The following is a 25,738-nucleotide window of genomic DNA, read 5'->3' as shown; positions in this document are numbered from 1 at the left end:
TCTATCGGTAACGCCTGTCGCGGCTGAAGCCGCTCCTACAGAGGGCGCAGAGGACGAACGGCCAACTCAGGCCACCGGCTCGCGCAACACCGGCGCATCCCAGCCCGGGCGCGGCGCGAAGCGCTCGCCGTAGCGGGCCTGCAGTGCGCGCAGCCGCTCCAGCAGCGCGTCGGCGCCGGCCGCACGGATGTGCTGGATCGGGCCGCCGCGGAACGGGGCAAAGCCGGTGCCGAAGATCACCCCGGCGTCGAGCAGGTCGGCATCGGCGACCACGCCCTCGTGCAGGCACGCCACCGCTTCGTTGAGCAGCGGCAGGATCAGGCGGTCTTCCAGATCGGCCGGCGCCTGGTAGTCCTTGTCCACTTCCGGCTTCTTCGCGCGCCCGTTTTCCCAGGCGTACAGGCCCTGGCCGTCCTTCTTGCCGCGCTTGCCCGGCTCCACCGTCTGCAGCGCGGCGGGAATCGGCAGGCCCAGGAACGGCGCCAGTTCCGCGCCGACGCCGGCGGCCACGTCCAGACCCACGGTGTCGATCAGCTCGATCGGCCCCATCGGCATGCCGAACTTCACCGCGGCCTTGTCGATCGCCGGGCCGGGGATGCCCTCGGCGTAGGCGGTGGCCGCTTCCAGCAGGTACGGGAACAGCACCCGGTTGACCAGGAAGCCGGGCGTGCCGGCCACCGGCACCGGCAGCTTGTCGATCGCCTTGCAGAACGCCGCCAGCCGCTTCTGGTTGTCGGCGGCCAGGCCGTCGTGGCAGACGATCTCCACCAGCGGCATCTGCGCCACCGGGTTGAAGTAGTGCAGGCCGGCGAATTGCGCCGGGCGCTGGATGTGCTCGCGCAGTTCGGTCAGCGGGATCGAAGAAGTGTTGGTGCTGAGCAGCGCATCGGGCTGCATCCGCGGTTCCAGCGCCTGGTACAGCTCACGCTTGGCCTGCGGATTCTCGATGATCGCCTCGATCACCAGGTCGGCCAGCGGCACGCCGTCGCCGGCCATGTCGCCCTTCAAGCGCGCCGCCACCGCCGGGCGCTTGCCGTCGTCCTTGACCCGCTTGGCGAACAGTTCGCCAGCGCGGGTCAGGGCCCCATCGATGAAGCGCTGTTCGCGATCCTGCAGCGTCACCTCGAAGCCCTTGTAGGCCGACCACGCGGCGATGTCGCCGCCCATCACCCCGGCGCCGACCACGTGCACGTGGCGGATGCCATGATCCTTCCCGCCGAGCGCCTTGAGCCGCTCGGTGAGGAAGAAGATGCGGATCAGGTTGCGCGCGGTCGGCGTGCTGGCCAGCTTGACCACCGCCTTGCGCTCTGCGTCCAGCCGCGCCTGGATGCCGCCGCCGCCGCTGCGCTCCCATACGCCGATCAGTGCGTACGGCGCCGGGTAGTGTTCCTTGCGCGCCTTGCGCGCGACCTGCTTGCGCATCTGCGGCGCCAGCAGTTTGCGCGCCGGCCAGGTGTTGGTGGCCCAGGCGGTGGCGCGCTGCTTGAACGGGCGCGCGCTGCCGGTCAAGGCCAGCGCCACCGCGGTATCGACCAGCACCGCCGGTGCGGCGACCTTGTCGACCAGGCCCATGGCGCGGGCCGCCGACGCCGACACGGTGCGCCCGGTCAGCATCAGATCCATCGCCGCCGGCGCACCGATCAGCCGCGGCAGGCGCGCGCTGCCGCCCCAGCCGGGAAAGATGCCGAGCTTGGTCTCGGGCAGGCCGATGCGGGTGGAGCCGTCGCTGGACGCGACCCGGTAGCGGCACGCCAGCGCGATCTCGGTGCCGCCGCCCATGCAGAAGCCGTGGATCGCGGCCACGGTCGGGCAGGGCAGTTCGGCGAGTTTCTGGAAGGTGGCCTGGCCGCGGCGGATCGCGTCGTTGACGGTGCCGCGGCGGTCGAATTCCTGGAATTCCTTCAGATCCGCGCCGGCGATGAAGCCGTTGGCCTTGGCCGAGCGGATCACCACGCCCTTGGGCGGGTCGATGGCGATGCGTTCGAGCAGATCGCCCAGCTCCAGCAGCACGTCCTGCGACAGCGCGTTGACGGGCGCGTCCTGGCGGTCGAGGCTGAGCACGACGACGCCGTCGTCGCGGATATCCGCTTGCCAGTGACTGAATCGGAGCCCGTCGAAGCCTGAAAGCATGGGGAGGACCATCCGCTTATGTATGGAGAAGATCGTTATCATCCAGAGGTTGTTTCCGTTGCGTCAAATCCCAATCCACAGGGGAGTGACGCGGGTCCCGCGACCGCTGGCATGCCGCCAGCCTAACGGAATGCGGGTTAACGTCGTGGGGCGGCGGTCCGCAGGGGCGCTGAACTTTTTTCCGAATTGGCGGTCAGATGGTCCGACGTAGGTTGGGCTGACAGGAGTGCGGCCCGTTATGGCCGATGTCGAAACACCTCAGGAGCTGGACCTGGAACTGGTCCGGCGTGTGCAGCGCGGCGAAAGCGCGGCGTTCGATGTGCTGGTACGCAAGTACCAACACCGGATCGTCGGCCTGATCGGGCGCTACATCGCCGACTGGAGCGAATGTCAGGACGTGGCCCAGGACACCTTCATCCGCGCCTACCGCGCGATAGGGAATTTCCGTGGCGACGCCCAGTTTTCTACCTGGTTGCACCGGATCGCCGTGAACACCGCCAAGAACTACCTGGTTGCGCACAACCGCAGGCCGCCCACCGACGACGTCGACGTGCTCGACGCCGAGCAGTTCGACAGCGGCACGCGCTTGCGCGACACCGACACGCCGGAGCGCGAACTGATGCGCCAGGAGCTGGAACAGACGGTGATGAAGGCGGTCAATGCGTTGCCGGAAGAATTGCGAACCGCCATCACCCTGCGCGAGGTGGACGGGATGAGTTACGAGGACATCGCGCAGAAGATGGGTTGCCCGATCGGCACGGTGCGCTCGCGCATCTTCCGTGCGCGGGACGCCATCGACGCCGAACTCCGTCCCCTGCTGGATACCGACAGCGCCACTCGTGAGCGACACCGCGTATGACCGATAGCACTCCCATTCCCCAGGCCGAGCCGACTCCCGGCACCACGCCGCCGGACAAGTTCGAACTGCACTACCGGCAGCAGCTGTCGGCGTTGATCGACGGCGAACTGCCGGCCGACGAGGCGCGCTTCGTGGTGCGCCGGCTGCAGCACGACGAGGAGCTCGCCGGCTGCCACGAACGCTGGCAGCTGTGCGGCGACATCCTGCGCGGCCGCGTGTGCATGCCTGCGCCGGCCGATTTCGGCGAGCGCGTGCGCCAGGCGGTGGCGGCCGAGGCGCAACGCGCCGAGGTGGCGCGCGCCAGCGATGCCGCCGGCAGCCGCCGTGCCTGGCGCTGGGGCGGCAGCGCGGCGCTGGCGGCCTCGGTCGCCGCGATCGCCTTGTTCATGACCCGCGAGCGCCTGCCCGATGCGGCGCCCGCACCAGCGCCGGTGCAGGTCGCCAGCTCGAGCGCTCCTGCCGCCGCGGCGCCCGCTGTCCCGGTGGCTGCCGTGCCGCAGACGCCGGCACCGGCACCGACAGACCCGCAGGGCGACCTCGGCGCGGCGGTCGCCGCGGCGCCGGCCGTGGCCATCGCCGCCAACCGGCGCCAGGACGCGGCCGTCCGTCGCGGCGCGACCCGCACCCAGCAGGCCGCGCGTAGCAGCGCGGCGCGCGCCGCCGAACCGGTACGTGCCATGGCCGCCGCGGCACCGTCGCGGCCTGCGGCTACCGCGCAGCCGCTGACGGCCTCAGCCGCCGGCCAGGCGCTCGCGCAGCAACAACATGCCAGCGATCCGTTCGCACACCAGCCCGCACCGCTGCAGGCGCGGCCATGGCCGCGCTCGGCGCTGGCGCCGGCCGCGTCCGGCGGCGCGTTCACCGCCAGTTTCCCGCGCCAGGGCGCGTCGGCGGCGTTCTATCCGTTCGAGCCGCGGCTGCCGGCCGACGCGGCGCCCGCACCGTTGCCGCAGCAGCCTTGACCCCAGGCGTCGGTCGAAGCGCGTGCTTCGCTCCGGCGCGCGGTGCCCCCGGCACCGCCCCTGTTTTCCTTCCCTTTCCCGAACCGGAGGCTCGCGTCCGATGACTCACCGTATCCGCAACCATCTGCTGGGCGTGTTGGCCCTGACCCTGCCGCTGGCCGCCTGCGCACAGCAGCCCGAGTCGGCCGCGCCGGCTGCCGCCGCGCCAGCCGCGCGCGCGGCGCCCGCGCCGCAACTGGTCGCTGGCCTGCCCGATTTCACCAACCTGGTCGAACAGGTCGGTCCCGGCGTGGTCAACGTCGAGACCACGATCAGCCGCAAGGCCGCGGCCACGCGCACCGGCGCCGGCGGCATGCCCGACGATGCGCAGATCCCTGAATTCTTCCGCCGCTTCTTCGGGCCGGAAGGAATGCCGGGCCAACCGGGCATGCCCGGCGGGCCTGGCCAGCAAGGGCCGGACGAAGACGACGCGACCCCCGGCGGCCGCTCGATGGGCTCGGGCTTCATCATCTCGCCCGACGGCTACGTGCTGACCAACCACCACGTGGTCGACGGCGCCAGCGAGGTCAAGGTCAAGCTGACCGACCGCCGCGAATTCACCGCCAAGGTGGTCGGCAGCGACCAGCAGTACGACGTGGCGCTGCTGAAGATCGAGGGCAAGAACCTGCCGACGGTGCGCGTGGGCGATTCCAACATGCTCAAGCCCGGCCAGTGGGTGGTGGCGATCGGTTCGCCGTTCGGCCTGGACCACTCGGTCACCGCCGGCATCGTCAGCGCCACCGGGCGCAGCAACCCGTACGCCGACCAGCGCTACGTGCCCTTCATCCAGACCGACGTGGCGATCAACCAGGGCAATTCCGGCGGCCCGCTGCTCAATACCCGCGGCGAGGTGGTCGGCATCAACTCGCAGATCTTCTCCGCGTCCGGCGGCTACATGGGCATCAGCTTCGCGATCCCGATCGACCTGGCGATGAGCGCGGTCGAGCAGATCAAGAAGACCGGCAAGGTCAGCCGCGGCATGCTCGGGGTGACCATGCAGCCGAACATCAGCGATGTGGAGGCCAAGGGCCTGGGCCTGACCGACACGCGCGGCGCGTTGGTCAACGGCGTGCAGCCGGGCAGCGGCGCGGCCAAGGCCGGGATCGAGCCGGGCGACTTCATCGTTGCCTTCAACGGGCAGAAGATCAACACGCGCGAGGACCTGCCGCCGCTGGTGGGCATGCTGCCGCCGGGCAGCAAGGCGCGGGTCACCGTGATCCGCGACGGCAAGCCGCGCGACATCAGCGTGACCCTGAGCGAGCTCAGCGACGACGGCATGGCGATGGGCCAGCAGCCGCCGGGCCGCGGTGGCGCGGCGCCGGCGCCGCAGGCCGCGGAGAGCAGCGCGCTGGGCATCAGCGTGGAGGAGATCCCGGCGCCGGTGCGGCAGAAGCTCGGGCTGCGCGCCGACGAGGGCGTGCAGGTGGCGCAGGTGAGCCGCGCGGTGGCGAGCAAGTCGCAGCTGCGTCCGGGCATGATCGTGCTGCAGGTCGGGCGCACTCCGGTGTCCAATGCGGCGCAGTTCCGCAAGCTCACCGCCGGCGCGAAGAAGGGCGATGTGGTGATGCTGCTGGTGCGCGCGCCGGGCAGCCCGGCCAGCCAGTTCATCGCGATCAGCGTCGACTGAGCGGTCGATCGCGGTAGTGCCAATGGCGGCCAGCGAACCCGGATTCGCTGGCCGCCATTGATTTCATTGGGGTTTGTTCCGGGAAACCGTGCCCGCGCCGCCGCGGGCGTCGGTGTGCCGCAGCCGGGGCGCCTGGCTCCCTCCGGCCATGCGATAATGGCCCGTTATCCTGACGACGGTCCTGGCCGCCGCCCACCTCATGTCCTCTGATTCGATGCGGAACATCCGCAATTTCTCCATCATCGCCCACGTCGACCATGGCAAATCGACCCTGGCCGATCGCATCATCCAACTCTGTGGCGGCCTGCAGGCGCGCGAGATGGAAGCGCAGGTGCTCGACTCCAACCCGATCGAGCGCGAGCGCGGCATCACCATCAAGGCCCAGTCCGTGTCCTTGCCGTATACGGCCAAGGACGGGCAGGTCTACCACCTGAATTTCATCGACACGCCTGGCCACGTCGACTTCTCCTACGAAGTCAGCCGCTCGCTGGCCGCCTGCGAGGGCGCGCTGCTGGTGGTCGACGCCGCGCAGGGCGTGGAAGCGCAGTCGGTGGCCAACTGCTACACCGCGGTGGAGCAGGGCTTGGAAGTGGTGCCGGTGCTCAACAAGATCGACCTGCCCACCGCCGACATCGCCCGCGCCAAGGCCGAGATCGAGGCGGTGATCGGCATCGACGCCGAGGACGCGGTGGCGGTCAGCGCCAAGACCGGCTTCAACGTGGACCTGGTGCTGGAGGCGATCGTGCACCGCATCCCGCCGCCCAAGCCGCGCGACACCGACAAGCTGCAGGCGCTGATCATCGACTCGTGGTTCGACAACTACCTGGGCGTGGTCTCGCTGGTGCGGGTGATGCAGGGCGAGATCAAGCCGGGCAGCAAGATCCTGGTGATGTCCACCGGCCGTACCCATCTGGTCGACAAGGTCGGCGTGTTCACCCCCAAGCGCAAGGAACTGCCCGCGCTGGGCGCCGGCGAAGTGGGCTGGATCAACGCCTCGATCAAGGACGTGCACGGCGCGCCGGTCGGCGACACCCTGACCCTGGCCGCCGACCCGGCACCGCACGCGCTGCCCGGCTTCCAGGAAATGCAGCCGCGCGTGTTTGCCGGCCTGTTCCCGGTCGATGCCGAGGACTACCCGGACCTGCGCGAGGCGCTGGACAAGCTGCGCCTCAACGACGCGGCGCTGCGCTTCGAGCCGGAAAGCTCCGAGGCGATGGGTTTCGGCTTCCGCTGCGGCTTCCTCGGCATGCTGCACATGGAGATCGTGCAGGAGCGGCTGGAGCGCGAGTACGACCTCAACCTGATCTCGACCGCGCCGACCGTGGTCTACGAGGTGCTCAAGACCGACGGCAGCGTGATCCCGATGGACAACCCGTCCAAGCTGCCGCCGCTGAACAACGTGGAAGAGATCCGCGAGCCGATCATCCGCGCCAACATCCTGACCCCGCCGGACTACGTCGGCAACATCATCACCCTGTGCGAGGAAAAGCGCGGCAGCCAGATCGGCATCAACTACCTGGGCAGCCAGGTGCAGATCAGCTACGAGCTGCCGATGGCCGAGGTGGTGCTGGATTTCTTCGACAAGCTCAAGTCGGTGTCGCGCGGCTACGCCTCGCTGGACTATCACTTCCTACGCTTCGACGCCGGCCCGTTCGTGCGCGTGGACACGCTGATCAACGGCGACAAGGTCGATGCGCTGTCGATCATCGTGCACCGCAGCCATGCCGACCGGCGCGGCCGCGAGCTGTGCGAGAAGATGAAGGACCTGATCCCGCGGCAGATGTTCGACGTGGCGATCCAGGCCGCGGTCGGCTCGCAGATCATCTCGCGCAGCACGGTCAAGGCGATGCGCAAGAACGTGCTGGCCAAATGTTATGGTGGCGACGTGTCGCGCAAGAAGAAACTTCTGGAAAAACAGAAGGAAGGCAAGAAGCGCATGAAGCAGGTCGGCCGCGTGGAGATCCCGCAGGAAGCCTTCCTGGCTGTGCTGCAGATGGATAAGTAGCCGGGATTGGGGATTCGGGATTGGGGATTGGCAAGCGCGCAAGCCTGTCTGATGTCCCGCTCTGCCGAATCCCCTCATCCCCAATCCCAAATCCCGTTCCGAAGGAACACGAATGAAATGGTTTGAAATCGCGCTGGTGGTCCTGACCTTCGCCACCGGCATTATCTGGTTGCTGGACAAGTTGTTCTTCGCCAAGCGCCGCGCCGCGCGCGCCGGCCTGCTGGATACCGAGCCGGTGCTGGTCGATTATTCGCGGGCGTTCTTCCCGGTGCTGGCGGTGGTGCTGATCCTGCGCAGCTTCATCGCCGAGCCGTACAAGATTCCGTCCAGCTCGATGATGCCGAACCTGCTGGTCGGCGATTTCATCCTGGTCAACAAGTTCGCCTACGGCTTCCGCCTGCCGATCACCAACCAGAAGGTGATCCCGACCAGCGAGCCCAAGCGCGGCGACGTGGTGGTGTTCAAGCCGCCGCACAAGCCGGACGAGAACTGGATCAAGCGCGTCATCGGCCTGCCCGGCGATCGCATCGGCTTCCACGGCGATACCCTGTACATCAATGGCACGCCGATGAAGTACCAGGTGCGCGGCGAGTACGTCGGCAAGGGCAAGGGCGCGGAGATGACCGGGTCCACGCTGCTCACCGAATACCTGCCGGGCCGCACCCACACCGAACTGGAGTGGCTGGACCGCAACAATCCGGCCGGCCAGGGCGATTGGGTGGTGCCGCCGGGCCAGTATTTCGTGATGGGCGACAATCGCGATAATAGCGAGGACAGCCGCTTCTGGACCCAGACCCACTTCCTGCCCGAAGAGAACCTGCGCGGCAAGGCGTTCCTGGTCTGGCTCAATTGCGAAGGGTGGTTCTGCAGCGGCAGTTTCGATCCCTCGCGGATCGGGACCGGCATCCAGTGATTTCTGGCGTAAGGGGAAGCGCGATGAAGCACAAGCAAAGTGGCATGACGTTGACGTCGTTCGTGATCGTGCTGGCGGTGGTGGGTTTCTTCGCCTACATCGGCATGAAGCTGTTCCCGATGTACATGGAGTATTACGCGGTGCGCTCGGCGATGAAGGGCCTGGCCGCCGAACCGGGCAGCGCCGACATGGATCCGGCGCAGGCGAAGACGCTGCTGTTCCGCCGCCTGGACATCAACAACTCGGACAACGTGAAGCCGGACGACGTCAAGTTCGACCGCATGGATTCGGGCTGGAAGATGCATGTGGCCTACGAAGTGCGCAAGCCGCTGGTCGCCAACCTGGACGTGGTCGGCAAGTTCGACATCACCCAGGACCTGACGACGCGCGGTGGCGAGTAAAACGATCCTGCGCGGCGACCGCATCGGTCACCGCTTCGCCGACCCGCAGCTGCTGGCGCAGGCGCTGACGCATCGCAGCGCCGGCGCGCCGCACAACGAGCGGCTGGAATTCCTCGGCGACAGCATCGTCAACCAGCTGATCGCCGAGGCGCTGTACCAGCGCTGGCCCAAGGCCGACGAAGGCGCGCTGACCCGCGCCCGCGCCGAACTGGTGCGCGAGGCCTCGCTGGCCACCATCGGCCGCCAGCTGGAACTGGGCGAGCGGCTGACCCTGGGGCCGGGCGAGATGAAGTCCGGCGGGCATCGCCGCGATTCGATCCTGGCCGACGCGGTCGAGGCGGTGGTCGCGGCGATCTACCTGGATGCCGGCTTCGAGGCCTGCCGTGCGGTGATCCTGCCCTGGTTCGAGACGGCGCTGGCCGCACTGCCGGTGGGCAAGCCGGAGAAGGACGCCAAGACCCGCCTGCAGGAATGGCTGCAGGCCCGGCAGCGGGCGCTGCCGGCGTACGAACTGATCAGCGAAACCGGCGACGAACACGCCAAGCTATTCCGGGTACGCTGCGTACTCGCCGAGCCTGCCCTCACCACCGAGGGCGAGGGCACCTCGCGACGGCTGGCCGAACAACAGGCCGCCGCCGCCGCCATCGAGCAACTGGATTCCAGCAAGTGAACGAGCAAGCCTCCCCTTACCGCAGCGGCAGCGTGGCCGTGATCGGCCGCCCCAACGTGGGCAAGTCCACCCTGACCAACGCCCTGGTGGGCGCCAAGGTCAGCATCGTCTCCAACCGGCCGCAGACCACCCGGCATCGCCTGCTGGGCATCGCCAGCTTCCCGGAAGGGCAGTTGGTGCTGGTGGACACGCCCGGGCTGCACCGCGAGCAGAAGCGCGCGATGAACCGGGTCATGAACCGCGCCGCGCGCGGCTCGCTGGAAGGCGTGGACGCCGGCCTGCTGGTGATCGAGGCCGGGCGCTGGGACGACGAGGACACGCTGGCGTTCAACGTGCTCAACGATTCCGGCATCCCGGTGGTGCTGGTGGTGAACAAGGTCGACCGGCTCAAGGACAAGACCGCGCTGCTGCCGTTCCTGCAGCAGGTCAGCGAGGGCCGCAGCTTCGCCGCGGTGCACCCGATCTCCGCGCTCAAGCGCAAGGGCCTGGAAGCGCTGGTGCGCGACCTGCTGGGGCTGGTGCCGGAAGCGCCGGCGATGTTCGGCGAGGACGAGATCACCGACCGCAGCCAGCGCTTCCTGGCCGGCGAACTGGTCCGCGAGCAGCTGATGCGCCAGCTCGGCGAAGAGCTGCCGTACGCGACCACGGTGGAGATCGAGCGCTTCGCCGAGGACGGCGCGCTGCTGCGCATCGGCGCGGTGATCTGGGTCGAGCGCGAAGGCCAGAAGGCGATCGTGATCGGCAAGGGCGGCACCCGCCTGAAGGACATCGGCGCCAAGGCCCGGCAGCAGATGGAGCGCCTGTTCGGCGCCAAGGTGTTCCTGGAGACCTGGGTGCGCGTGCGCGAGGGCTGGTCGGACGACGAGGCGGCGCTGAAGGCGTTCGGGTACGGGGAGTAGAGCTCGGGACTCGGGACTCGGGACTCGGGATTTTCGCAAGTTCGCCGCATTTTCACTTTTCTGTAGAAGGGGCTTCAGCCCAGACGCCTTACCGATAACGCGTCGGGGCTGAAGCCCCTGCCACAAAAAAACGGCCGAGCCGGAAATACAGCTGCCGCTTCTCTTCGGAACGGCGCTTTTTCATCAGATCGCTTGACAGCGATTTGTCCCCGGACAGCATTCTGGAGTCCCGAGTCCCGAGTCCCGAGTCCCGAGTCCCGAGTCCCGAGTCCCGAGTCCCGAGTCCCGAGTCCCGAAGCGTCCATGCTCATCGAACACGAACCCGCCTTCGTCCTGCACGCGCGCCCCTGGCGCGAGACCAGCCTGCTGGTCGAAGTGCTGAGCGCGCAGTACGGCCGGCTGGGCGTGCTGGCGCGGGGCGTGCAGGGTCCGAAGAATCAGCCGCTGCGCGCCGCGCTGCAGCCGCTGCAGTCGATCCGCTTCAGCGCGCAGCGCCGCGGCGAGCTGGCTCAGCTGCGTGCGGCCGAGGCGCTGGATACGGCGCCGCGCCTGAGCGGCGACGGCATGCTCGCCGGGTTCTACATCAACGAACTGACCCTGCGCCTGGCGCCGCGCGACGATCCTGCGCCGGACCTGTACCTGGCCTACGCGCGGGTGCGCGCGCGGCTGGGTGCGGAGGCGCCGCTGGCGTGGACGCTGCGCTGCTTCGAGCGCGATCTGCTTGACGCGCTGGGCGTGGGGTTCGACCTGCGCCACGACGGCGACGGCGAGCCGATCGACCCGGCCGCGCGCTACGTACTGGATGCCGAACACGGCCCGCGCCGCCTGCTCAGCGACCGCGGCCACGACCAGCGCAGCGGCATGGCCACCGGCCGCGCGCTGCTGGCGCTGGCCGCCGACGAGATGCCGGTAGCCGAAGACCTGCCCGGCCTGCGCCGCGGCATGCGCGTGGTGTTGATGCACCACCTGGGCGGGCGCGGCCTGAAGTCGTGGGAGATGCTGCAGGACCTGACCCGCCAGCGCCGCGACGCGGAGGCTGTGGAAATGCAGGAGGCGCCCGACTCAGCGGACGTGCCTGGATCGCCGGTGCCGAAGGCCGATTGAGCCGCGCTTTTGCCTGCCGGCTTCCTGTAGGAGGGGCTTCAGCCCCGACCGCTTCTGCAGCGTGCCGGCTTGCGGACGGTGTCTGTCGCGGCTGAAGCCGCTCCTACAGGGGGGGGGCGGCAAGTGCGCCGACGCCCCGCTTCTACGAATCCCCAATCCCCAATCCCCAATCCCCAATCCCGGCTCAATGCAGCAATGCCGCGACCGCCTCGCTGAACTGGCTGCGCGCCTGCGACGAGGCCGGGTCGCCCTGCAGCTGGCGGACCGCGCGCGCCAGCCGGGCGGCGCCGACGAAGCCGCAGCTGGCCTGCAGCCGGTGCAGGTGGTTGCGCACCGCCTGCTCGTCGCTGAGCTGCAGCGCCGAGGCGACCGCATCGCGGGTACCGGGCAACTCGGCCAGGAACAGTTCGCGCAGCGCGATCAGGTGCGAGCGCTCGCCGTTGAGTGCGACCAGTGCGGTGGTCTCGTCCCAGTCCACCGCCGCCTCTGCCGCGTTCGGCGCGGCGCCGACGCGGCCACGCGCCAGCAACCGCCGCACCGCCTGCAGCAGGCGTTCGGGACTGAGCGGTTTCAGCAGCACTTCGGCGAAACCGGCGCCGAGCAGGTGCTCGCGCACCGAGCTGCTGGCGTCGGCGGTATGTGCCAGCGCCAGGGTGCCGGGGCGCTGCCGCTGCAGGCGCTGCAGCAGGTCGGCGCCGCTGCCGTCGGGCAGGTTGGCGTCGATCAGCCAAAGGTCGTGTTCCTGCGCCTGCGCGCTGGTCAGCGCGGAAGCGACGGTGTCGGCCAGATCGACCTGCGCGGGCAGGGATTCCAGCGTCACTTGCAAAAACGTGCGACTGATCGGGTCGTCCTCGACCAGCAAAAGTCGCGTCACAGGGTCCTGGGTCGATGCCATCCTTATGCCTCCATGCGGCCTGGGCGCATCTTAGCGGCTGCGACGATGCGTCGCACCACTTTGCGCCGCCGCCGCCGCGTCCGCAAGCGGGTGTTCCGGGCGGTGGCGCCGCTGGGGCCTGCTGGCCGGATCGGGCGTAGGCGAGGGCAGCCCGACGGACCGCGCTGCAGCGCTTGCCGGGTGGCGTCGGCGCACGCGCCCAGGCATGGCCTTGCCTCTCCCGGCGCATCGGCAGGCCCTGGCGCATCTGCGACAATGGCCGCCCTTTTCCGCCCGCAGCCTGCCGCCACGTGGCCCGATCCAGAAAACGCCTAGACCGCACCCCGTTCCAGACCGCTATCGTCGACCTCAGCCACGACGGCCGCGGCGTCGCCCGCCCCGAGGGCGAGGGCGGCAAGGTCGCCTTCGTCGCCGGCGCACTGCCGGGCGAGACGGTGCTTGCCGAACCCACCGCGCGCAACCGCCATTTCGACGAGGCGCGCACCCTGCAGGTGCTGCAGGCCTCGCCGCAGCGGGTCGAGCCGCGTTGCCCGCATTTCGGGGTCTGCGCCGGCTGCGTGCTGCAGCACCTGGCCGAGGACCAGCAGATCCTGGCCAAGCAGCGGGTGCTGACCGAGAACCTGGAGCGGATCGGCCACGTGACCCCGCAGACGGTGTTGCCGCCGCTGTCCGGCGCACCCTGGGGCTACCGGCGCAAGGGCCGGTTCTCGGTGCGCCGGGTGGAGAAGAAGGACAAGACCCTGGTCGGCTTCCGCGAACTCGATCCGCGCTTCGTCGCCGACCTGTCGGTGTGCCACACGGTGATCCCGCAGATCGGCTTCAAGGTGAGCGCGCTGGCCGAGCTGGTCGAGAGCCTGGACGGCAAGCGCGACATCCCGCAGATCGAGTTCATCGCCGGCGACGACGCCGTGGCGCTGACCTTCCGCCACATGCAGCCGCTCAGCGCGCGCGACCAGGCGGCGCTGGTGGCGTTCGCCCAGGCCCACGAATTCGCCATCTTCCTGCAGCCGGGCGGCGTGGACAGCGTGCATCCGCTGTATCCGCAGCAAGTGCCGCTGTCGTTCCGCTTGCCGCAATGGGACGTGGAGCTGGCGTTCCGGCCGCTGGACTTCATCCAGGTCAATGCCTCGCTCAACCAGAAGATGATCGCGCTGGCGCTGACGCTGCTCGACGCGCAGCCCGGCGACCGCGTGCTCGACCTGTTCTGCGGGCTGGGCAATTTCACCCTGCCGCTGGCGCGTACGGTGCGCGAAGTGGTGGGCGTGGAAGGCGACGCGGGGCTGGTGGCGCGGGCGCGCGACAACGCGCAGCGCAACGGCCTGGACAACGCGCAGTTCTTCGCCGCCGACCTGACCCAGGACCAGTGCCAGGCGCCGTGGATGCAGCAGGGCTTCGACAAGCTGCTGCTCGACCCGCCGCGCTCCGGCGCGATCGAAGTGCTGCGGCAGCTGCCGCTGGAGACGTTCCAGCGCATCGTCTACGTCAGCTGCCACCCCGGCTCGCTGGCGCGCGACGCCGGCTACCTGGTCAACGAGCAGGGCTTCGTACTCAAGGCCGCCGGCGCAATGGACATGTTCCCGCATACCGCGCATGTGGAGAGCATTGCGGTGTTTGAGAAGCCGGGATTGGGGATTGGGGAATAGGGATTCGTAACAGCGCGTCTGCGCGCTGGCTTATGCTTTGACCAATCCCGAATCTCCAATCCCCAATCCCATGGCCATCGAAATCGAACGCAAATTCCTCGTCACCGGCGACGGCTGGCGCGCCGCGGCGCATCGGGTGATCCCGATGGCGCAGGGCTATATCAACGACCAGGCGGCGATGGACAGCGGCGCGCAGAAGGCCTCGGTGCGGGTCCGCGTCCAAGGCGAGGAGGCGTTCCTCAACCTGAAGTCGCGCGAGCTCGGGCATACCCGCCAGGAGTTCGAATATCCGCTGCCGCTGGACGATGCGCGCGCGCTGCTGGCGCTGTGCGTGGGCGGGCTGATCGACAAGCGCCGGCACCTGGTGCAGCACCAGGGCCATCTGTGGGAAGTGGACGAGTTCCTGGGCGACAACGCCGGGCTGGTGGTCGCCGAGATCGAGCTGCAGAGTGCCGACGAGGCCTTCGCCAAGCCCGACTGGATCGGCGCCGAAGTCACCGACGATGCGCGCTACTACAACCTGGCGCTGGCCTCGCATCCGTTCTGTGAGTGGCCGGGATTGGGGATTCGGGATTAGGGATTCGTTGAAGTGCCGGGATTGGTGATTTGGGATTAGGGATTCGCAAAAGCGGGCCACGTGCGGCGATCGGGTTTATGCTTTTGCGAATCCCCAATCTCGAATCCCGAATCCCCGCCCTATGCGCCTCGATATCTGGTCCGACGTAGTCTGCCCCTGGTGCTGGATCGGCAAGCGCCGGTTGCAGCAAGGCATCGCGGCGCTCGGCGCGGATGCGCCGGCGCTGGAGATCCACTGGCATCCCTACCTGCTCGATCCCGATGCCGGCACCGAGCCGGTGCCGCTGCGCAAGGCCTATGAAGCCAAGTTCGGCGGCGCCGCGCGTACCGAGCAGATCCTGGCGCAGACCCAGGCCACCGCGCGCGCCGAGGGGCTGCCGTTCGACTTCGATCGCGGGCAGGTACGGGTGACCACGCTGCCGGCGCACCGCTTGCTGTGGCTGGCCGCGCGCGAAGGCGACGCCGAGGCGGTGGCCGAGGCGCTGTTCCACGCGCATTTCGCCGAAGGCCGCAACCTGGCCGAGACCGGCACGCTGATCGACGCCGGCGCCGCCGGCGGGCTGACCGCGGCGCGGGTGCAGGCGCTGCTGGATGGCGACGAGGGCCTGGCCGAGATCCAGGCGCAGTTGCAGCAGGCGCAGGCGATGGGGATCCGCGCGGTGCCGACCTATGTCATCGACGGCCGCCACGCGATCCAGGGCGCGCAGCCGCCGGAGGCGTTCGCCGAGGCCCTGCGTGGCCTGCTGCCGCCGGCGCCGGATGCGGCGCAGGACTGCGGCCCCGACGGCTGCGCGGTGTAGACCGGTCACACCACGGCAACCTGGCGCGCCCACCAGCACGCATTGGCAGCGTATGCCGCCGCGTCGGCCTGCCGCCGGCGCCGGCATCTGCGACAATGCCGCCCAGGCGCGCTGAACAGCGCTGGCAGGAGAATCCCCGCATGCTCGCGATCGGCGTCGCCGGTACCGAACTCACCGCCCAGGAACGCGACTGGCTGCAGCACGATGCCGTCGCAGGCGTGGTCCTGTTCAAGCGCAACTTCGCCTCCAAGGCGCAGCTGGTGGAGCTGACCGCGGCGATCCGCGCCGCGGCGCCGCGGCCGCAGCTGATCTGCGTGGACCAGGAGGGCGGGCGCGTGCAGCGCTTCCGCGAGGGCTATAGCGCCTTGCCGCCGCTGCACGGCTTCGGCGCGCTGTATGCGCGCGATCGCGATGCGGCGCTGGCGCTGGCCGAGCAGCATGCCTGGCTGATGGCCAGCGAGGTGCGCGCCAGCGGCGTGGACCTGAGCTTCGCCCCGGTGGTGGATCTGGCGCGCGGCAACCGCGCGATCGGCGACCGCGCCTTCAGCGACGATCCGCAGGTGGTGGCCGCGTTCACCGGCGCCTATGTGCGCGGCATGCACAGCGTCGGCATGGCGGCCACGCTCAAGCACTTCCCCGGCCACGGCACGGTGCTGGAAGACACCCACGTCGACAATGCCGAGGATCCGCGCCCGCTCGAGGTGCTGCGCCAGGAAGACCTGCTGCCGTTCGCCGCCGGCATCGCCGCCGGCGCCGATGCGGTGATGATGGCGCACGTGGTCTACCCGCAGGTGGCGCCGGAACCGGCCGGCTATTCGCCGCGCTGGATCCAGCAGATCCTGCGCCAGGAACTGGGCTTCCGCGGCGTGGTGTTCTCCGACGACATCGGCATGGCCGCCTCGTTCGCTGCCGGCGGTGTCGCCGCGCGCGTGTCCGCGCACCTGGATGCCGGCTGCGACGTGGTCCTGGTCTGCCATCCCGAACTGGTCGAAGAATCGCTGCAGGCCGTGCGCGACCGCCCGCTCAATACCGCCGCGCTGCTCGGCCTGATCGGCCGCGGCGCCCTCGGCTGGGACGGCCTGCTCGCCGATGCCCGCTACGGCCACACCCAATCCCACTTGCTCGCAACCCTCGGAAAAACCGCCTGATGTCCACTCTCACCATCGCCCAGGCCCTGGCCCAGGCCGACCTGCTGGTCGATCGTCCGCAACTCGACCAGGCCATCGCGCGCATGGCCGACGCCATCGCCGCCGACTACCGCGGCGAGATCCCGGTCTACCTGACCATCATGCACGGCGCGCTGCCGTTCGCCGGGCAACTGGCGCTGGAACTGGGCGCACGCGGCCAGGACCTGCAACTGGATTACCTGCACGCCACTCGCTACCGCGGCGAGACCGTCGGCGGTGAGCTGGTGTGGAAGCACCGCCCGGCCACCGCGCTGTACGGGCGCCGCGTGCTGCTGCTCGACGACATCCTCGACGAAGGCCTGACCCTGCTGGCGGTGCGCCAATGGTGCCTGGAGCAGGGCGCCACCGACGTGCGCATCGCGGCGCTGACGGTCAAGCGCCACGAGCGCTGCGTGGACGGCGTCAGCGCCGACTACGTGGGCGTGGACGTGCCCGACCGCTACGTGTTCGGCTTCGGCATGGACGTCAACGAAGGCCTGCGCAACCTGCCGGCGATCTACGCGATGAAGGAATAAGGCGCCGCGCCTTTTCCATCTCTCGCCGGCCGTCGCGGCCGGCGTTCGCGCACGTTCTGATTCGAGGATCCGCATGGACAACATCGCACTGGCCGTGATCGGCGGCACCGGCGTCTACAAACTCGCACAACTGGACGACGTGGAGACCCGCCAGGTCGACACCCGTTATGGCAGCCCGTCCGGGCCGATCCGCATCGGCACGCTGCTCGGCCACCGGGTCGCATTCCTGGCCCGGCACGGCGAGGGCCATTCGCTGCCGCCGCACAAGATCAATTACCGCGCGAACCTTGCGGCGCTGCAGCAAATCGGTGCCACGCGGGTGCTCGCGCTCAACACCGTCGGCGGCATCGGCGAGCGCTTCGGACCGCGCGTGCTGGCCTGCCCGGACCAGTTGATCGACTACACCTGGGGCCGCGTCTCCACGCTCAGCGAGGAGCCGGGCAGCGAGGTGCTGCACGTGGATTTCGGCCATCCGTATTCGCCGATGCTGCGCAGCAAGGTGCTGGCCGCCGCGCGCGTGACCGGCGCCGCGGTGGTCGATGGTGGCTGCTACGGCGCCACCCAGGGACCACGACTGGAAACGATTGCAGAGATCGCGCGGCTGCGCCGCGACGGCTGCGATCTGGTCGGCATGACCGGCATGCCGGAAGCGGGCCTGGCGCGCGAATTGGGCCTGGAATACGTGTGTTTGGCGATCGTGGCCAACTGGGCCGCGGGCTGCGGCGACGCACAGGAAATCACCCTGGCCGAGGTGCTGGCGAATGTGGAGGCGGCGTCGGCGGGGCTGCCGGAGCTGATCGGGGAACTGGCGCGCGGGTGATTGTCATCGTTGCTCAAGCTTTGCATACTCCGCCGGTGCGGGCTGCCGCACAACCACCACCCATTCATTGCACAAGGTCTCGCATCACCATGCCGAACGGTACCGTCAAGTGGTTCAACGACGCCAAGGGATTTGGCTTTATTTCACCGGAAGACGGCAGCGCCGATGTATTCGCGCACTTCTCCGCGATCAATTCCAAGGGCTTCCGCAGCCTGCAGGAAGGACAGCGTGTCAGCTATGACGTGACCCAGGGTCCGAAGGGCGCGCAGGCCTCCAATATTACGCCTGTCGAGTAACTCACTTGCTCGGCTGAGCTGTTTTTGAGCCCCGCTTCGGCGGGGTTTTTTATGGATGGCGATACCGCCGCGGTGTCGCCCGCAATCAGTGGATGCGATGAAGCAACGGATGCAGATCGGCATCGTCGGCTACGGCACGGCGGGCCAGGCCCTGGCGCTGCTGCTGGCGCGCGACGGCCATCGGGTGCAGGTGTTCGAGCGCGCGCCGCAACCGGGTCCGGTCGGCGCCGGTTTCCTGCTGCAGCCGACCGGGTTGCAAGTGTTGTGGCGGATCGGCCTGCTCGAGCAGGCGCTGGCGCATGGCGCGCCGGTGCGCCGCCTGTACGGCGAAACGCCGTGCGGCCGCGCGGTGATGGACATGCGCTACCGCGACCTGGACACGCGCCTGTTCGGCCTGGGCATGCAGCGCGGCGCCTTGTTCTCACTTTTGGCGCAGGCATGGGACGGCTATGCCGAGCTGCAGCGCGACACGCGCATCGTCGCCATCGACGACGGCCTGCGCCGGGTGCAGGACCAGCACGGGCGCTGGCATGGCCCGTTCGACTTGGTGATCGCCAGTGACGGTTCGGCCTCGGCGTTGCGCGCGCAGGTGCAGGGCACGCGCTTGGACCGGGTCTATCCGTGGGGCGCGCTGTGGTGCTTGCTGCCGCGCGGCGACTGGGCCTTCGCCGACGAACTGCGCCAGCGCTACGTGGCCGCGCGCAAGATGATAGGGCTGCTGCCGGTCGGTACCCGCCCCGGCGATCCCGAGCCGCGCATGAGTTTCTTCTGGAGCCTGCCCACCGCCGATTTCGATGCCTGGCAGGCGCGCGGCATGGACGCGTGGCTGGACGAGGTCGCGCAGCTGTGGCCGCAGGCGCGCGAGCGCCTGGCGCAGGTGTGCGCACCGGCGCAACTGGCGCGCGCCAGCTATCGCGATGCGGTGCAGCAGCGCTGGTACCGCGGCCGCCTGGTGCTGGCCGGCGACGCGGCGCATTCGATGAGCCCGCAGCTGGGGCAGGGCGTGAACATGGCGCTGATGGATGCGTGGGTGTTGAGCGAGAGCTTGCGCGAAGCGCCAGACCTGGACGCGGCGCTGGCGCGCTACCAGGCGCAACGGCATGCGCACGTGGCGGTGTACCAGTTCTGGAGCCGTTGGCTGACCCCGCTGTTCCAGTCCGAACGCGACCTGGTGGCGCGCGTGCGCGACCTCGGCATGCTGCCGGCCGGGCGCATGCCCGGTGGGCGCGGGCACATGTTGCGGGTGCTCAGCGGCACCCAGCACGGCTGGTTCGGCAAGCTGCCGCTGGAGCCGGGATTTCTGCAGGTGTTGGCGCAGGCGGCGGCATTGCCACCGATTGCGGCGGGGCCGGCGCAGGGCGAACAGGTGCAGTGAGCCAGCGTATTCGTGCAGGTGGCGACCGACTTCGTTTCTGCGATCGGCCGGCCTGTTGCGATGCTGCGGCGCCGTCGCTTCTTTGTGGGAGGGACTTCAGTCCCGACGTTTTACTGATAACGCGTCGGGACTGAAGTCCCTCCCACAGCGGGCGATCCGAGTCTCCAGGGCCGCGCGCTATTGCATCGCCACCGGCAACGCCAGCACCGCGCCTTCGACGCAGGCGACCAGGCGTTCCCCCGCCTCCAGCACCGGCGCCACGCCGGCGGTGAACTGCGAGAACGCGGGCAGCACCGTCATCCGTTCGCGCAGCCAGAAGGCCGGCCAGCGCGGGCGCAGCCCGGGCAGTTTCGCCAGCGGATGCAGGTGCCCGCACAGCACGTGCAGCTGCGCGTGCGGCACCGGATCGTGGCGCAGCGCGAACGGGCCGTCCTCGACCTGTTCGCCGAGCAGTGCGATGTCCAATCCGGCGCCGGCCAGCGCGCGGTCGTGGTTGCCGGCGATCGCGGCCACGCGCAACTGTGGATGTGCCTCACGCCAGGCGTGCCAGTCGCGCTGCCAGGCGGCCGCCGACGCGGCGCCGTGCAGCACGTCGCCGAGGATCCACAGTTCCTGCGCCGCCTGCGCCTGCAGCAGCGTCGCGAGCCGTTGCAGGTCGAGTGCGGTGCCGCCGCTGGGCAGGCCGATGCCGGCGCGGCGGAACACGTCGGCCTTGCCCAGGTGCAGGTCGGCGATCAGCAGCCGCTGGCGCGCCGGCCAGTACAACGCGCGCTCGCCAAGCAGGGTCATCGGCTCGCCGGCTAGGCGCCAGTCCAGTTCAGCGCGCATGGCGTTGTTCCAGCTGCGCGGCGGCGCGCATCACCCGCGCCTTCCAGTCCTCGGTGCTGAGCTGGCCGCGGATGCTCTCGGCCCACAGCGGAAACGACAGCGGGGTCAGGCTGCGCGGCGTGTACACGGCCAGTTCGCGCGCGGCGCAGTCGTGCAGGGTGGCGGCGAGCCGGGTCAGCTCCATTTCGCCCTGCAGCACTTCGCGTTCGGCCTGCGCCAGCAGCAGGTGCCCGGGATCGAAGCGGCTCAGCACGTCGTACAGCAGGCCGCTGGAAGCCTGCAGTTGGCGCAGGCTGCGCGGCGTGCCGCCGGGCAGGCTCGGCGGCAGCAGGCCGGACACGCGCGCGATCTCGCGGAACTGGCGCCGCGCCAGTTCGCCCAGGTTGAGGCTTTCGCGCAGGTCCTCGAACAGGTGCTCGGGGCTGAGCAGTTCGCGCAGCAGGGCGGCGTCGGTGGCGACCTCCTGCGCCGGCGACAGCACCAGCCCGTAATCGTTGGCGGCGAAGCTGAAAGTGTTGCGCTGGTGGCGGCCCCAGCGCAGCGCCAGCAGCGCGGCCAGGCCTTCGTGCACCTGGCGCCCTGCGAACGGGTAGACGAACACGTGGCGGCCATCGCGGGCGCGCACGCTTTCCACCAGCAGCCGCTGCGGCGACGGCAGCGCCGACAACGCGCGCTGCAGGCCGAGCAGCGGCGCCAAGGCGCGCAGTTCCTCCTCGCCCCGCGGTTCGGCGAACACCGCCTCCACTTCATGCGCCAGCGCCGAGGACAGCGGCATGCGCCCGCCCATCCATTTCGGCACGCTGCCGTCGCCGCCCTTGGCCAGGCGCACGTAGGCGGTCATGTCTTCCAGCCGCACCAGCTCCAGCAGGCGCCCGGCGAACTGGAAACGGTCGCCGCGGCGCAGGCGGCCGACGAACTGTTCTTCCACCGCGCCGAGCCGGCCCCCGCGCAGGAAGCGCACCGCGACGCTGCCGTCGCTGGTGATGGTGCCGATCGACAGCCGGTGGCGCAGCGCGATGCGGCGGTCGTGCACGCGGTACACGCCGTCTTCGTCGAGCACCACCTTGCGGTAGTCCGGGTACTGCGCCAGCGCGCGGCCGCCCTGCACGACGAACTCCAGCACCGCGGCCCAGGTCGGCGCATCGAGCGCGGCGAACGCGGCCGTGCCGCGGACTTCGTCGAACAACGCCTCGGCGCGGAAACCGCCGCCCAGCGCGCAGCTCACGCAATGCTGCGCCAGTACGTCCAGCGACAGCCGCGGGGAAGGGCGCGACTCGATGCGGCCGTGGGCGATGGCGCGGCGCGCGGCGGCGTACTCGACCAGCTCCAGCGCATGCGTGGGCACGCACAGCACATGGCCCGCCTCGCCGGGCCGGTGCCTGGCGCGGCCGGCGCGCTGCAGCAGCCGCGCCACGCCCTTCGGACTGCCGATCTGCAGGACCTGGTCGACCGCGGGAAAATCCACGCCCAGGTCCAGGCTTGAGGTCGCGACCACGCAGCGCAGGCTGCCGTCGCGCAGGCCCTGCTCGGCGGCGCGGCGCAGCGCCGGATCCAGCGAGCCGTGGTGCAGGGCCAGGCTCTGCGCTTCCTCGGGCCACACCGATTCCAGCGCCTGGTGCCACAGCTCGGCCTGCGCTCGGGTGTTGGTGAACAGTAGGCTGGTGCGCACCGCGAACAGTTTTTCCAGTACACGCGGCAGTTGCGCCAGGCCGAGGTGGCCGGCCCAGGGGAAGCGCTCGCCGCTGGCCGGGGTCAGCGTTTCCAGGGTCAGCGTGCGCGGCTTGACCCCGGCCACGATCGGCGCGTTCGGCACATGCGGCAGCAGCACGTCGCGCGCCTCGTCCAGGTTGCCTAGCGTGGCCGACAATCCCCAGCTGCGCAGCGCCGGCGCCCAGGCGCGCAGCCGCGCCAGGCACAGCTGCAGCAGCACGCCGCGCTTGTTGCCGAGCAGCTCGTGCCATTCGTCGACGATCACGCAGCGCAGTGTCGCCAGCTGCGGCGCGGTGTCGGGATAGGACAGCAGCAGCGCCAGCGATTCGGGCGTGGTCACCAGCACGTCGAGCTTGCCGCTGCGCGCCAGGCGCTTGTCGCGTGCGCTGGCGTCGCCGGTGCGCAGGCCGATCTGCCAGTCCAGGCCCAGCGCTTGCGCCGGTTCGCGCAACGCGCGCAAGGTATCGGCGGCGAGCGCGCGCAGCGGGGTGATCCACAGCACTTTCAGGTCGCGCTGCGCTTGGCGGCGCGACCTAGGTGTCGACACGGCCTTGTCGGCAGCGGCTGCCTTCGCGCGCCGCGGCCGCTTGTTTGCCGCCGCCTGCCGCGCGGCCTGTTCGCGCAGGCCTTCCAGCAGCGGGCCGCCGAACGCGGCCAGGGTCTTGCCGCTGCCGGTGGGCGTGTGCAACAGGCCCGAGCCGCCGTCCAGGTAGTGCCGCCACAGGTCGCGCTGGAACGGCAGCGGTTGCCAGCCTTGCGCGGCGAACCATGCGTACAGCGGCGCATCGGCCGGGCGCTTGCGCGCCTGCGCCGTGGTCATCGCGCCAGCGCCTGCAGCGTGGTGAGCCGGTCGGCCTCGGTGAACGGCTTGTCGTGGCGCCAGCGCAGGATGCGCGGGAAACGCACCGCGATGCCGGACTTGTGCCGGCTGCTCTTGTTCACCGCTTCGAAGCCGAGTTCGAACACGTGGTACGGCGTCACCGCGCGTACCGGGCCGAAGCGCTCGGTGGTGTGCGCGCGGATCCAGCGGTCCAGCGCCAGGATCTCGCTGTCGTCCAGGCCCGAATACGCCTTCGCCACCGGCACCAACTGCTCGCCGTCCCACAGCCCGAAGGTGTAGTCGGTGTACAGCGTACTGCGGCGGCCGTGGCCGGCCTGTGCGTACAGCAGCACCGCGTCGATGGTCAGCGGTTCGATCTTCCATTTCCACCAGTCGCCGCGGCGGCGCCCTGATTGGTAGGGCGACGCGGCGCGTTTGAGCATCAGCCCTTCCACGCCGCGCTCGCGCGAATCCTCGCGCAGCGTCGCGGCGTCTTCCCACGACGCGGGCTGCACCAGCGGCGACAGCACGATGCGCGGATCGGCATGCGCGTCGAGCAAGGCCTGCAGTTGCGCGCGGCGCTGCGCCAGCGGCTGTTCGCGCAGGTCGATGCCGTCCAGTTCCAGCAGGTCGTAGGCGAGCACGCGCGCTGGCGTGTCGGCCAGTGTCTTGGCGCTGGGCTTGCGGCGCTGGATGCGGGTCTGCAGCGCGGTGAACGGCAGCGGCGCGGCGTCGCCGTCGCGCCAGCCCAGCAGTTCGCCGTCGATCACCGCATCGCGCGGCAGCGTGGCCGCGGCGGTCTCGATCTCGGGGAAACGGCCGTCCAGGCGTTCTTCGCCGCGCGACCACAGCGCCACCTCGCCATCGCGGCGGATCAACTGCAGGCGGATGCCGTCCCACTTCCATTCCAGTTGCCAGTCGTCGATCGCGCCCAGCGTGGCCACGTCGTTTTCCAGCGGCGAGGCCAGGAAGAACGGGTAGGGCTGCTGGCGGTCGCTGGCCAGCACCTCGTGCGACAACAGGTCTTCCAAGGCGGCCGGAGTCGGCGACCACGCGCCGAGCATGCGCTGCGCGATGCGTGCGATGTCGATGCCCGACATCGCCGCCAGCGCCTGCTGCACCAACCGCTGCGACACGCCCACGCGCAGCGCGCCGGTCAGCAGCTTGTTGAACAGCAGGCGCTCGTCGAAGGCCAGGCTGCGCCAGCCGGCGAGCACCGCGGCATGGCGCGCGGCCTCGTCCTGCGCGGCGACCGGCAACAGCCGTTCCTCGATCCAGTCGCGCAGCGGCGCCGGATCGGAGGCGGCGGCCGGATCGTCGAGCAGCAAGGTGAGGGTTTCGGCGAGGTCGCCGACGTGGTCGTAGCTGTCGTCCACCAGCCAGCCGGGCAGGCCGCTTTCCTGTGCGATCCACTCGCGCAGTTCGCGCGTGTTGGCGATGCGTCGCAGCTTGCCGCCGCTCAGCAGCCAGATCGCCCAGGCCGCGTCGGCCGGTGGCGCCTGCTCGAAATACGCGACCAGCGCGGCGCGCTTGTCCAGCGTCGCGGTGCTCTGGTCCAGCTGCCGGTACAACGCGGCGAAGCGCTTCATTCCTCGGCACCGTAGTCGGTGCGGAACGCCTCGGCGGCGACGCCGCGTTCGTTCAAGGCGCGGATGATCGCGTCGGTGTTGCCATGCGTGGCGATGACCCGGCGCGCGCCGGTTTCCTCGATGGTGCGCAGCAGGTCGGGCCAATCCGCATGATCGGACACCACGAAGCCGCGGTCGTAGTTGCGGCGGCGACGGTTGCCGCGCAACCGCATCCAGCCGGAGGCGAAACCGAGTTGCGCATGGCGGAAGCGGCGCAGCCATGGGCTGCCCGCGGCCGACGGTGGCGCCAGCACCAGCTGCCCGGCATAGTCGGCGCGCTTGTCCATCTCGGCGACCGGGTGCGTGTCCAGCATCGCGACGCCGGCATCGCGGTACACCGCCACGCCGGCGGCGACCGCGCCATGCAGCAGCGCCGGTTGGTCGTCCCACGGCTGCAGTTCGGCCAGCACCCGCTGCGCCTTGCCCAGCGCATAGCAGAACAGCACCGCGGCCTCGCCGCGCGCGGCGCATTCGTGGCGCCAGGCGACGATCTCGCGCGCCACTGCGGCGGTGTCCGGCCAGCGGTACACCGGCAGGCCGAAGGTGGCCTCGGTGATGAAGGTGTCGCAGCGCACCACTTCGAACGCCGCGCAGGTCGGGTCGGGCTGGCGTTTGTAGTCGCCCGAGGCCACCCACACTTCGCCGTCCACTTCGATGCGCACCTGCGCCGAGCCGAGCACGTGCCCAGCCGGATGCAGCGACACCGTCGCTGCGCCCAGCGTGAAGCGTTCGCCGTAGTCGTAGGCGCGGTAGGCCTGGTCGCCGAGGCGCCAGCGCAGGATCGGCAGACCGGCGGCGGCGCAGTGGTATTCGCCCATGCCGGCACGGGCGTGGTCGCCGTGGCCATGGGTGATGACCGCGCGCGGCACCGGCCGCCAGGGATCGATATGGAAGTCGCCAGCGGGGCAGTACAGCCCTTCCGGGCGCAGCACCACCAGGTCCTGGGAAACGGGTTTCGGCATGCCGGCCACTGTGTCCAATGCGCTGTGCAGGAGATGAGAATCCACGCCGGGCGGTTCACCGCGCGCGTGCGGAT

At 69.9% G+C, this 25,738-nt stretch carries 23 protein-coding genes; 17 read left to right on the top strand and 6 right to left on the bottom strand.

The genetic code is table 11. The features are described 5' to 3' along the window. Positions 1-66 precede the first annotated feature (66 nt). On the bottom strand, positions 67-2,130 hold the full coding sequence (locus HEP74_RS14290; protein WP_185813440.1) for a 3-hydroxyacyl-CoA dehydrogenase NAD-binding domain-containing protein: 2,064 nt from the start codon (positions 2,128-2,130) through the stop codon (positions 67-69). Between the two features lie 238 nt (positions 2,131-2,368). Between HEP74_RS14290 and rpoE the strand changes: the two genes are divergently transcribed. The 9 genes from rpoE to recO all read left to right on the top strand — a co-directional run bounded on the left by rpoE (position 2,369) and on the right by recO (position 11,609). Then, on the top strand, positions 2,369-2,989 hold the full coding sequence (gene rpoE, locus HEP74_RS14285; RefSeq protein ID WP_053835168.1) for an RNA polymerase sigma factor RpoE: 621 nt from the start codon (positions 2,369-2,371) through the stop codon (positions 2,987-2,989). Beyond that, positions 2,986-3,951: a sigma-E factor negative regulatory protein gene (locus HEP74_RS14280; protein WP_185813439.1), complete on the top strand. Its 966-nt coding sequence runs from the start codon at positions 2,986-2,988 to the stop codon at positions 3,949-3,951. The genes rpoE and HEP74_RS14280 overlap by 4 nt, the downstream gene beginning before the upstream one ends. Positions 3,952-4,051: 100 nt before the next feature. Next, positions 4,052-5,617 (top strand): DegQ family serine endoprotease, encoded by a 1,566-nt coding sequence (locus tag HEP74_RS14275; RefSeq protein WP_185813438.1) that lies wholly within the window; start codon positions 4,052-4,054, stop codon positions 5,615-5,617. 214 nt (positions 5,618-5,831) lie between these two features. After that, the gene (lepA, locus tag HEP74_RS14270; protein ID WP_179565498.1) at positions 5,832-7,622 is read left to right on the top strand and encodes a translation elongation factor 4; all 1,791 of its coding nucleotides are present in this window, start codon (positions 5,832-5,834) and stop codon (positions 7,620-7,622) included. 112 nt (positions 7,623-7,734) lie between these two features. Continuing rightward, positions 7,735-8,535 carry a signal peptidase I gene (lepB, locus tag HEP74_RS14265; protein WP_053836767.1) on the top strand — a complete coding sequence of 267 codons (801 nt, stop codon included), beginning with the start codon at positions 7,735-7,737 and terminating at the stop codon, positions 8,533-8,535. A gap of 23 nt (positions 8,536-8,558) precedes the next feature. After that, on the top strand, positions 8,559-8,936 hold the full coding sequence (locus HEP74_RS14260; RefSeq protein ID WP_185813437.1) for a DUF4845 domain-containing protein: 378 nt from the start codon (positions 8,559-8,561) through the stop codon (positions 8,934-8,936). Then, on the top strand, positions 8,926-9,606 hold the full coding sequence (gene rnc, locus HEP74_RS14255) for a ribonuclease III (RefSeq protein WP_185813436.1): 681 nt from the start codon (positions 8,926-8,928) through the stop codon (positions 9,604-9,606). The genes HEP74_RS14260 and rnc overlap by 11 nt, the downstream gene beginning before the upstream one ends. Then, positions 9,603-10,505, top strand: a complete 903-nt coding sequence (era, locus tag HEP74_RS14250; RefSeq protein ID WP_185813435.1) for a GTPase Era — start codon at positions 9,603-9,605, stop codon at positions 10,503-10,505. The genes rnc and era overlap by 4 nt, the downstream gene beginning before the upstream one ends. A 303-nt stretch (positions 10,506-10,808) precedes the next feature. Next, positions 10,809-11,609, top strand: coding sequence for a DNA repair protein RecO (gene recO / locus HEP74_RS14245; RefSeq protein ID WP_185813434.1), 801 nt, complete (start codon positions 10,809-10,811; stop codon positions 11,607-11,609). A gap of 184 nt (positions 11,610-11,793) precedes the next feature. On the opposite strand, the gene HEP74_RS14240 is transcribed toward recO, so the two are convergent. Further along, positions 11,794-12,504, bottom strand: coding sequence for a response regulator (locus HEP74_RS14240; RefSeq protein WP_185813433.1), 711 nt, complete (start codon positions 12,502-12,504; stop codon positions 11,794-11,796). 290 nt (positions 12,505-12,794) lie between these two features. On the opposite strand from HEP74_RS14240, the gene rlmD reads away from it, so the two are divergent. The 8 genes from rlmD to HEP74_RS14200 all read left to right on the top strand — a co-directional run bounded on the left by rlmD (position 12,795) and on the right by HEP74_RS14200 (position 19,716). Continuing rightward, entirely contained in the window at positions 12,795-14,147 is a 1,353-nt protein-coding gene (gene rlmD, locus HEP74_RS14235; RefSeq protein ID WP_185813432.1) for a 23S rRNA (uracil(1939)-C(5))-methyltransferase RlmD, read from the top strand. Between the two features lie 70 nt (positions 14,148-14,217). Further along, positions 14,218-14,724, top strand: coding sequence for a CYTH domain-containing protein (locus HEP74_RS14230; protein ID WP_185813431.1), 507 nt, complete (start codon positions 14,218-14,220; stop codon positions 14,722-14,724). A 121-nt stretch (positions 14,725-14,845) separates the two neighbouring features. Further along, a complete protein-coding gene (locus tag HEP74_RS14225) occupies positions 14,846-15,523 on the top strand; it encodes a DsbA family oxidoreductase (protein ID WP_185813430.1) in 678 nt (225 codons plus the stop codon). Positions 15,524-15,663: 140 nt separating this feature from the next. Further along, entirely contained in the window at positions 15,664-16,671 is a 1,008-nt protein-coding gene (nagZ, locus tag HEP74_RS14220) for a beta-N-acetylhexosaminidase (protein ID WP_185813429.1), read from the top strand. Next, on the top strand, positions 16,671-17,225 hold the full coding sequence (locus tag HEP74_RS14215) for a hypoxanthine-guanine phosphoribosyltransferase (protein WP_185813428.1): 555 nt from the start codon (positions 16,671-16,673) through the stop codon (positions 17,223-17,225). The genes nagZ and HEP74_RS14215 overlap by 1 nt, the downstream gene beginning before the upstream one ends. A 73-nt stretch (positions 17,226-17,298) precedes the next feature. Beyond that, positions 17,299-18,045 carry an S-methyl-5'-thioinosine phosphorylase gene (locus tag HEP74_RS14210; protein ID WP_524540742.1) on the top strand — a complete coding sequence of 249 codons (747 nt, stop codon included), beginning with the start codon at positions 17,299-17,301 and terminating at the stop codon, positions 18,043-18,045. 89 nt (positions 18,046-18,134) lie between these two features. Beyond that, positions 18,135-18,341, top strand: coding sequence for a transcription antiterminator/RNA stability regulator CspE (cspE, locus tag HEP74_RS14205; RefSeq protein ID WP_003488188.1), 207 nt, complete (start codon positions 18,135-18,137; stop codon positions 18,339-18,341). Between the two features lie 97 nt (positions 18,342-18,438). Then, positions 18,439-19,716, top strand: coding sequence for an FAD-dependent oxidoreductase (locus HEP74_RS14200; protein ID WP_185813427.1), 1,278 nt, complete (start codon positions 18,439-18,441; stop codon positions 19,714-19,716). A gap of 177 nt (positions 19,717-19,893) precedes the next feature. On the opposite strand, the gene pdeM is transcribed toward HEP74_RS14200, so the two are convergent. The 4 genes from pdeM to HEP74_RS14180 are packed head-to-tail and all read right to left on the bottom strand — an operon-like array spanning position 19,894 to position 25,664. Beyond that, the gene (pdeM, locus tag HEP74_RS14195) at positions 19,894-20,544 is read right to left on the bottom strand and encodes a ligase-associated DNA damage response endonuclease PdeM (RefSeq protein ID WP_185813426.1); all 651 of its coding nucleotides are present in this window, start codon (positions 20,542-20,544) and stop codon (positions 19,894-19,896) included. Next, positions 20,534-23,074, bottom strand: a complete 2,541-nt coding sequence (locus HEP74_RS14190) for a ligase-associated DNA damage response DEXH box helicase (RefSeq protein ID WP_185813425.1) — start codon at positions 23,072-23,074, stop codon at positions 20,534-20,536. The genes pdeM and HEP74_RS14190 overlap by 11 nt, the downstream gene beginning before the upstream one ends. After that, the gene (locus HEP74_RS14185) at positions 23,071-24,663 is read right to left on the bottom strand and encodes an ATP-dependent DNA ligase (protein ID WP_185813424.1); all 1,593 of its coding nucleotides are present in this window, start codon (positions 24,661-24,663) and stop codon (positions 23,071-23,073) included. The genes HEP74_RS14190 and HEP74_RS14185 overlap by 4 nt, the downstream gene beginning before the upstream one ends. Beyond that, complete coding sequence (locus HEP74_RS14180) at positions 24,660-25,664, bottom strand: ligase-associated DNA damage response exonuclease (RefSeq protein ID WP_185816646.1); 1,005 nt, start codon at positions 25,662-25,664, stop codon at positions 24,660-24,662. The genes HEP74_RS14185 and HEP74_RS14180 overlap by 4 nt, the downstream gene beginning before the upstream one ends. Between the last annotated feature and the right edge of the window lie 74 nt (positions 25,665-25,738).

The sequence above is a fragment of the Xanthomonas sp. SS genome, from assembly GCF_014236835.1.
GTDB lineage: Bacteria > Pseudomonadota > Gammaproteobacteria > Xanthomonadales > Xanthomonadaceae > Xanthomonas_A.
Note: the sequence above shows the minus strand (reverse complement) of the source record. Positions and strands in the feature narration are given on the sequence as shown.

Excerpts from the sequence above, each read along its gene's own strand:
- pdeM (WP_185813426.1), bottom strand. The coding sequence starts at position 20,544 with ATGCGCGCTGAACTGGACTGGCGCCTAGCCGGCGAGCCGATGACCCTG.
- lepB (WP_053836767.1), top strand. The coding sequence starts at position 7,735 with ATGAAATGGTTTGAAATCGCGCTGGTGGTCCTGACCTTCGCCACCGGC.
- lepA (WP_179565498.1), top strand. The coding sequence starts at position 5,832 with ATGCGGAACATCCGCAATTTCTCCATCATCGCCCACGTCGACCATGGC.
- HEP74_RS14200 (WP_185813427.1), top strand. The coding sequence starts at position 18,439 with ATGAAGCAACGGATGCAGATCGGCATCGTCGGCTACGGCACGGCGGGC.
- HEP74_RS14185 (WP_185813424.1), bottom strand. The coding sequence starts at position 24,663 with ATGAAGCGCTTCGCCGCGTTGTACCGGCAGCTGGACCAGAGCACCGCG.
- HEP74_RS14280 (WP_185813439.1), top strand. The coding sequence starts at position 2,986 with ATGACCGATAGCACTCCCATTCCCCAGGCCGAGCCGACTCCCGGCACC.
- HEP74_RS14260 (WP_185813437.1), top strand. The coding sequence starts at position 8,559 with ATGAAGCACAAGCAAAGTGGCATGACGTTGACGTCGTTCGTGATCGTG.
- rpoE (WP_053835168.1), top strand. The coding sequence starts at position 2,369 with ATGGCCGATGTCGAAACACCTCAGGAGCTGGACCTGGAACTGGTCCGG.
- recO (WP_185813434.1), top strand. The coding sequence starts at position 10,809 with ATGCTCATCGAACACGAACCCGCCTTCGTCCTGCACGCGCGCCCCTGG.
- HEP74_RS14230 (WP_185813431.1), top strand. The coding sequence starts at position 14,218 with ATGGCCATCGAAATCGAACGCAAATTCCTCGTCACCGGCGACGGCTGG.
- HEP74_RS14225 (WP_185813430.1), top strand. The coding sequence starts at position 14,846 with ATGCGCCTCGATATCTGGTCCGACGTAGTCTGCCCCTGGTGCTGGATC.
- HEP74_RS14190 (WP_185813425.1), bottom strand. The coding sequence starts at position 23,074 with ATGACCACGGCGCAGGCGCGCAAGCGCCCGGCCGATGCGCCGCTGTAC.
- HEP74_RS14290 (WP_185813440.1), bottom strand. The coding sequence starts at position 2,130 with ATGCTTTCAGGCTTCGACGGGCTCCGATTCAGTCACTGGCAAGCGGAT.
- cspE (WP_003488188.1), top strand. The coding sequence starts at position 18,135 with ATGCCGAACGGTACCGTCAAGTGGTTCAACGACGCCAAGGGATTTGGC.
- HEP74_RS14210 (WP_524540742.1), top strand. The coding sequence starts at position 17,299 with ATGGACAACATCGCACTGGCCGTGATCGGCGGCACCGGCGTCTACAAA.
- nagZ (WP_185813429.1), top strand. The coding sequence starts at position 15,664 with ATGCTCGCGATCGGCGTCGCCGGTACCGAACTCACCGCCCAGGAACGC.
- HEP74_RS14240 (WP_185813433.1), bottom strand. The coding sequence starts at position 12,504 with ATGGCATCGACCCAGGACCCTGTGACGCGACTTTTGCTGGTCGAGGAC.
- HEP74_RS14215 (WP_185813428.1), top strand. The coding sequence starts at position 16,671 with ATGTCCACTCTCACCATCGCCCAGGCCCTGGCCCAGGCCGACCTGCTG.
- HEP74_RS14180 (WP_185816646.1), bottom strand. The coding sequence starts at position 25,664 with ATGCCGAAACCCGTTTCCCAGGACCTGGTGGTGCTGCGCCCGGAAGGG.
- HEP74_RS14275 (WP_185813438.1), top strand. The coding sequence starts at position 4,052 with ATGACTCACCGTATCCGCAACCATCTGCTGGGCGTGTTGGCCCTGACC.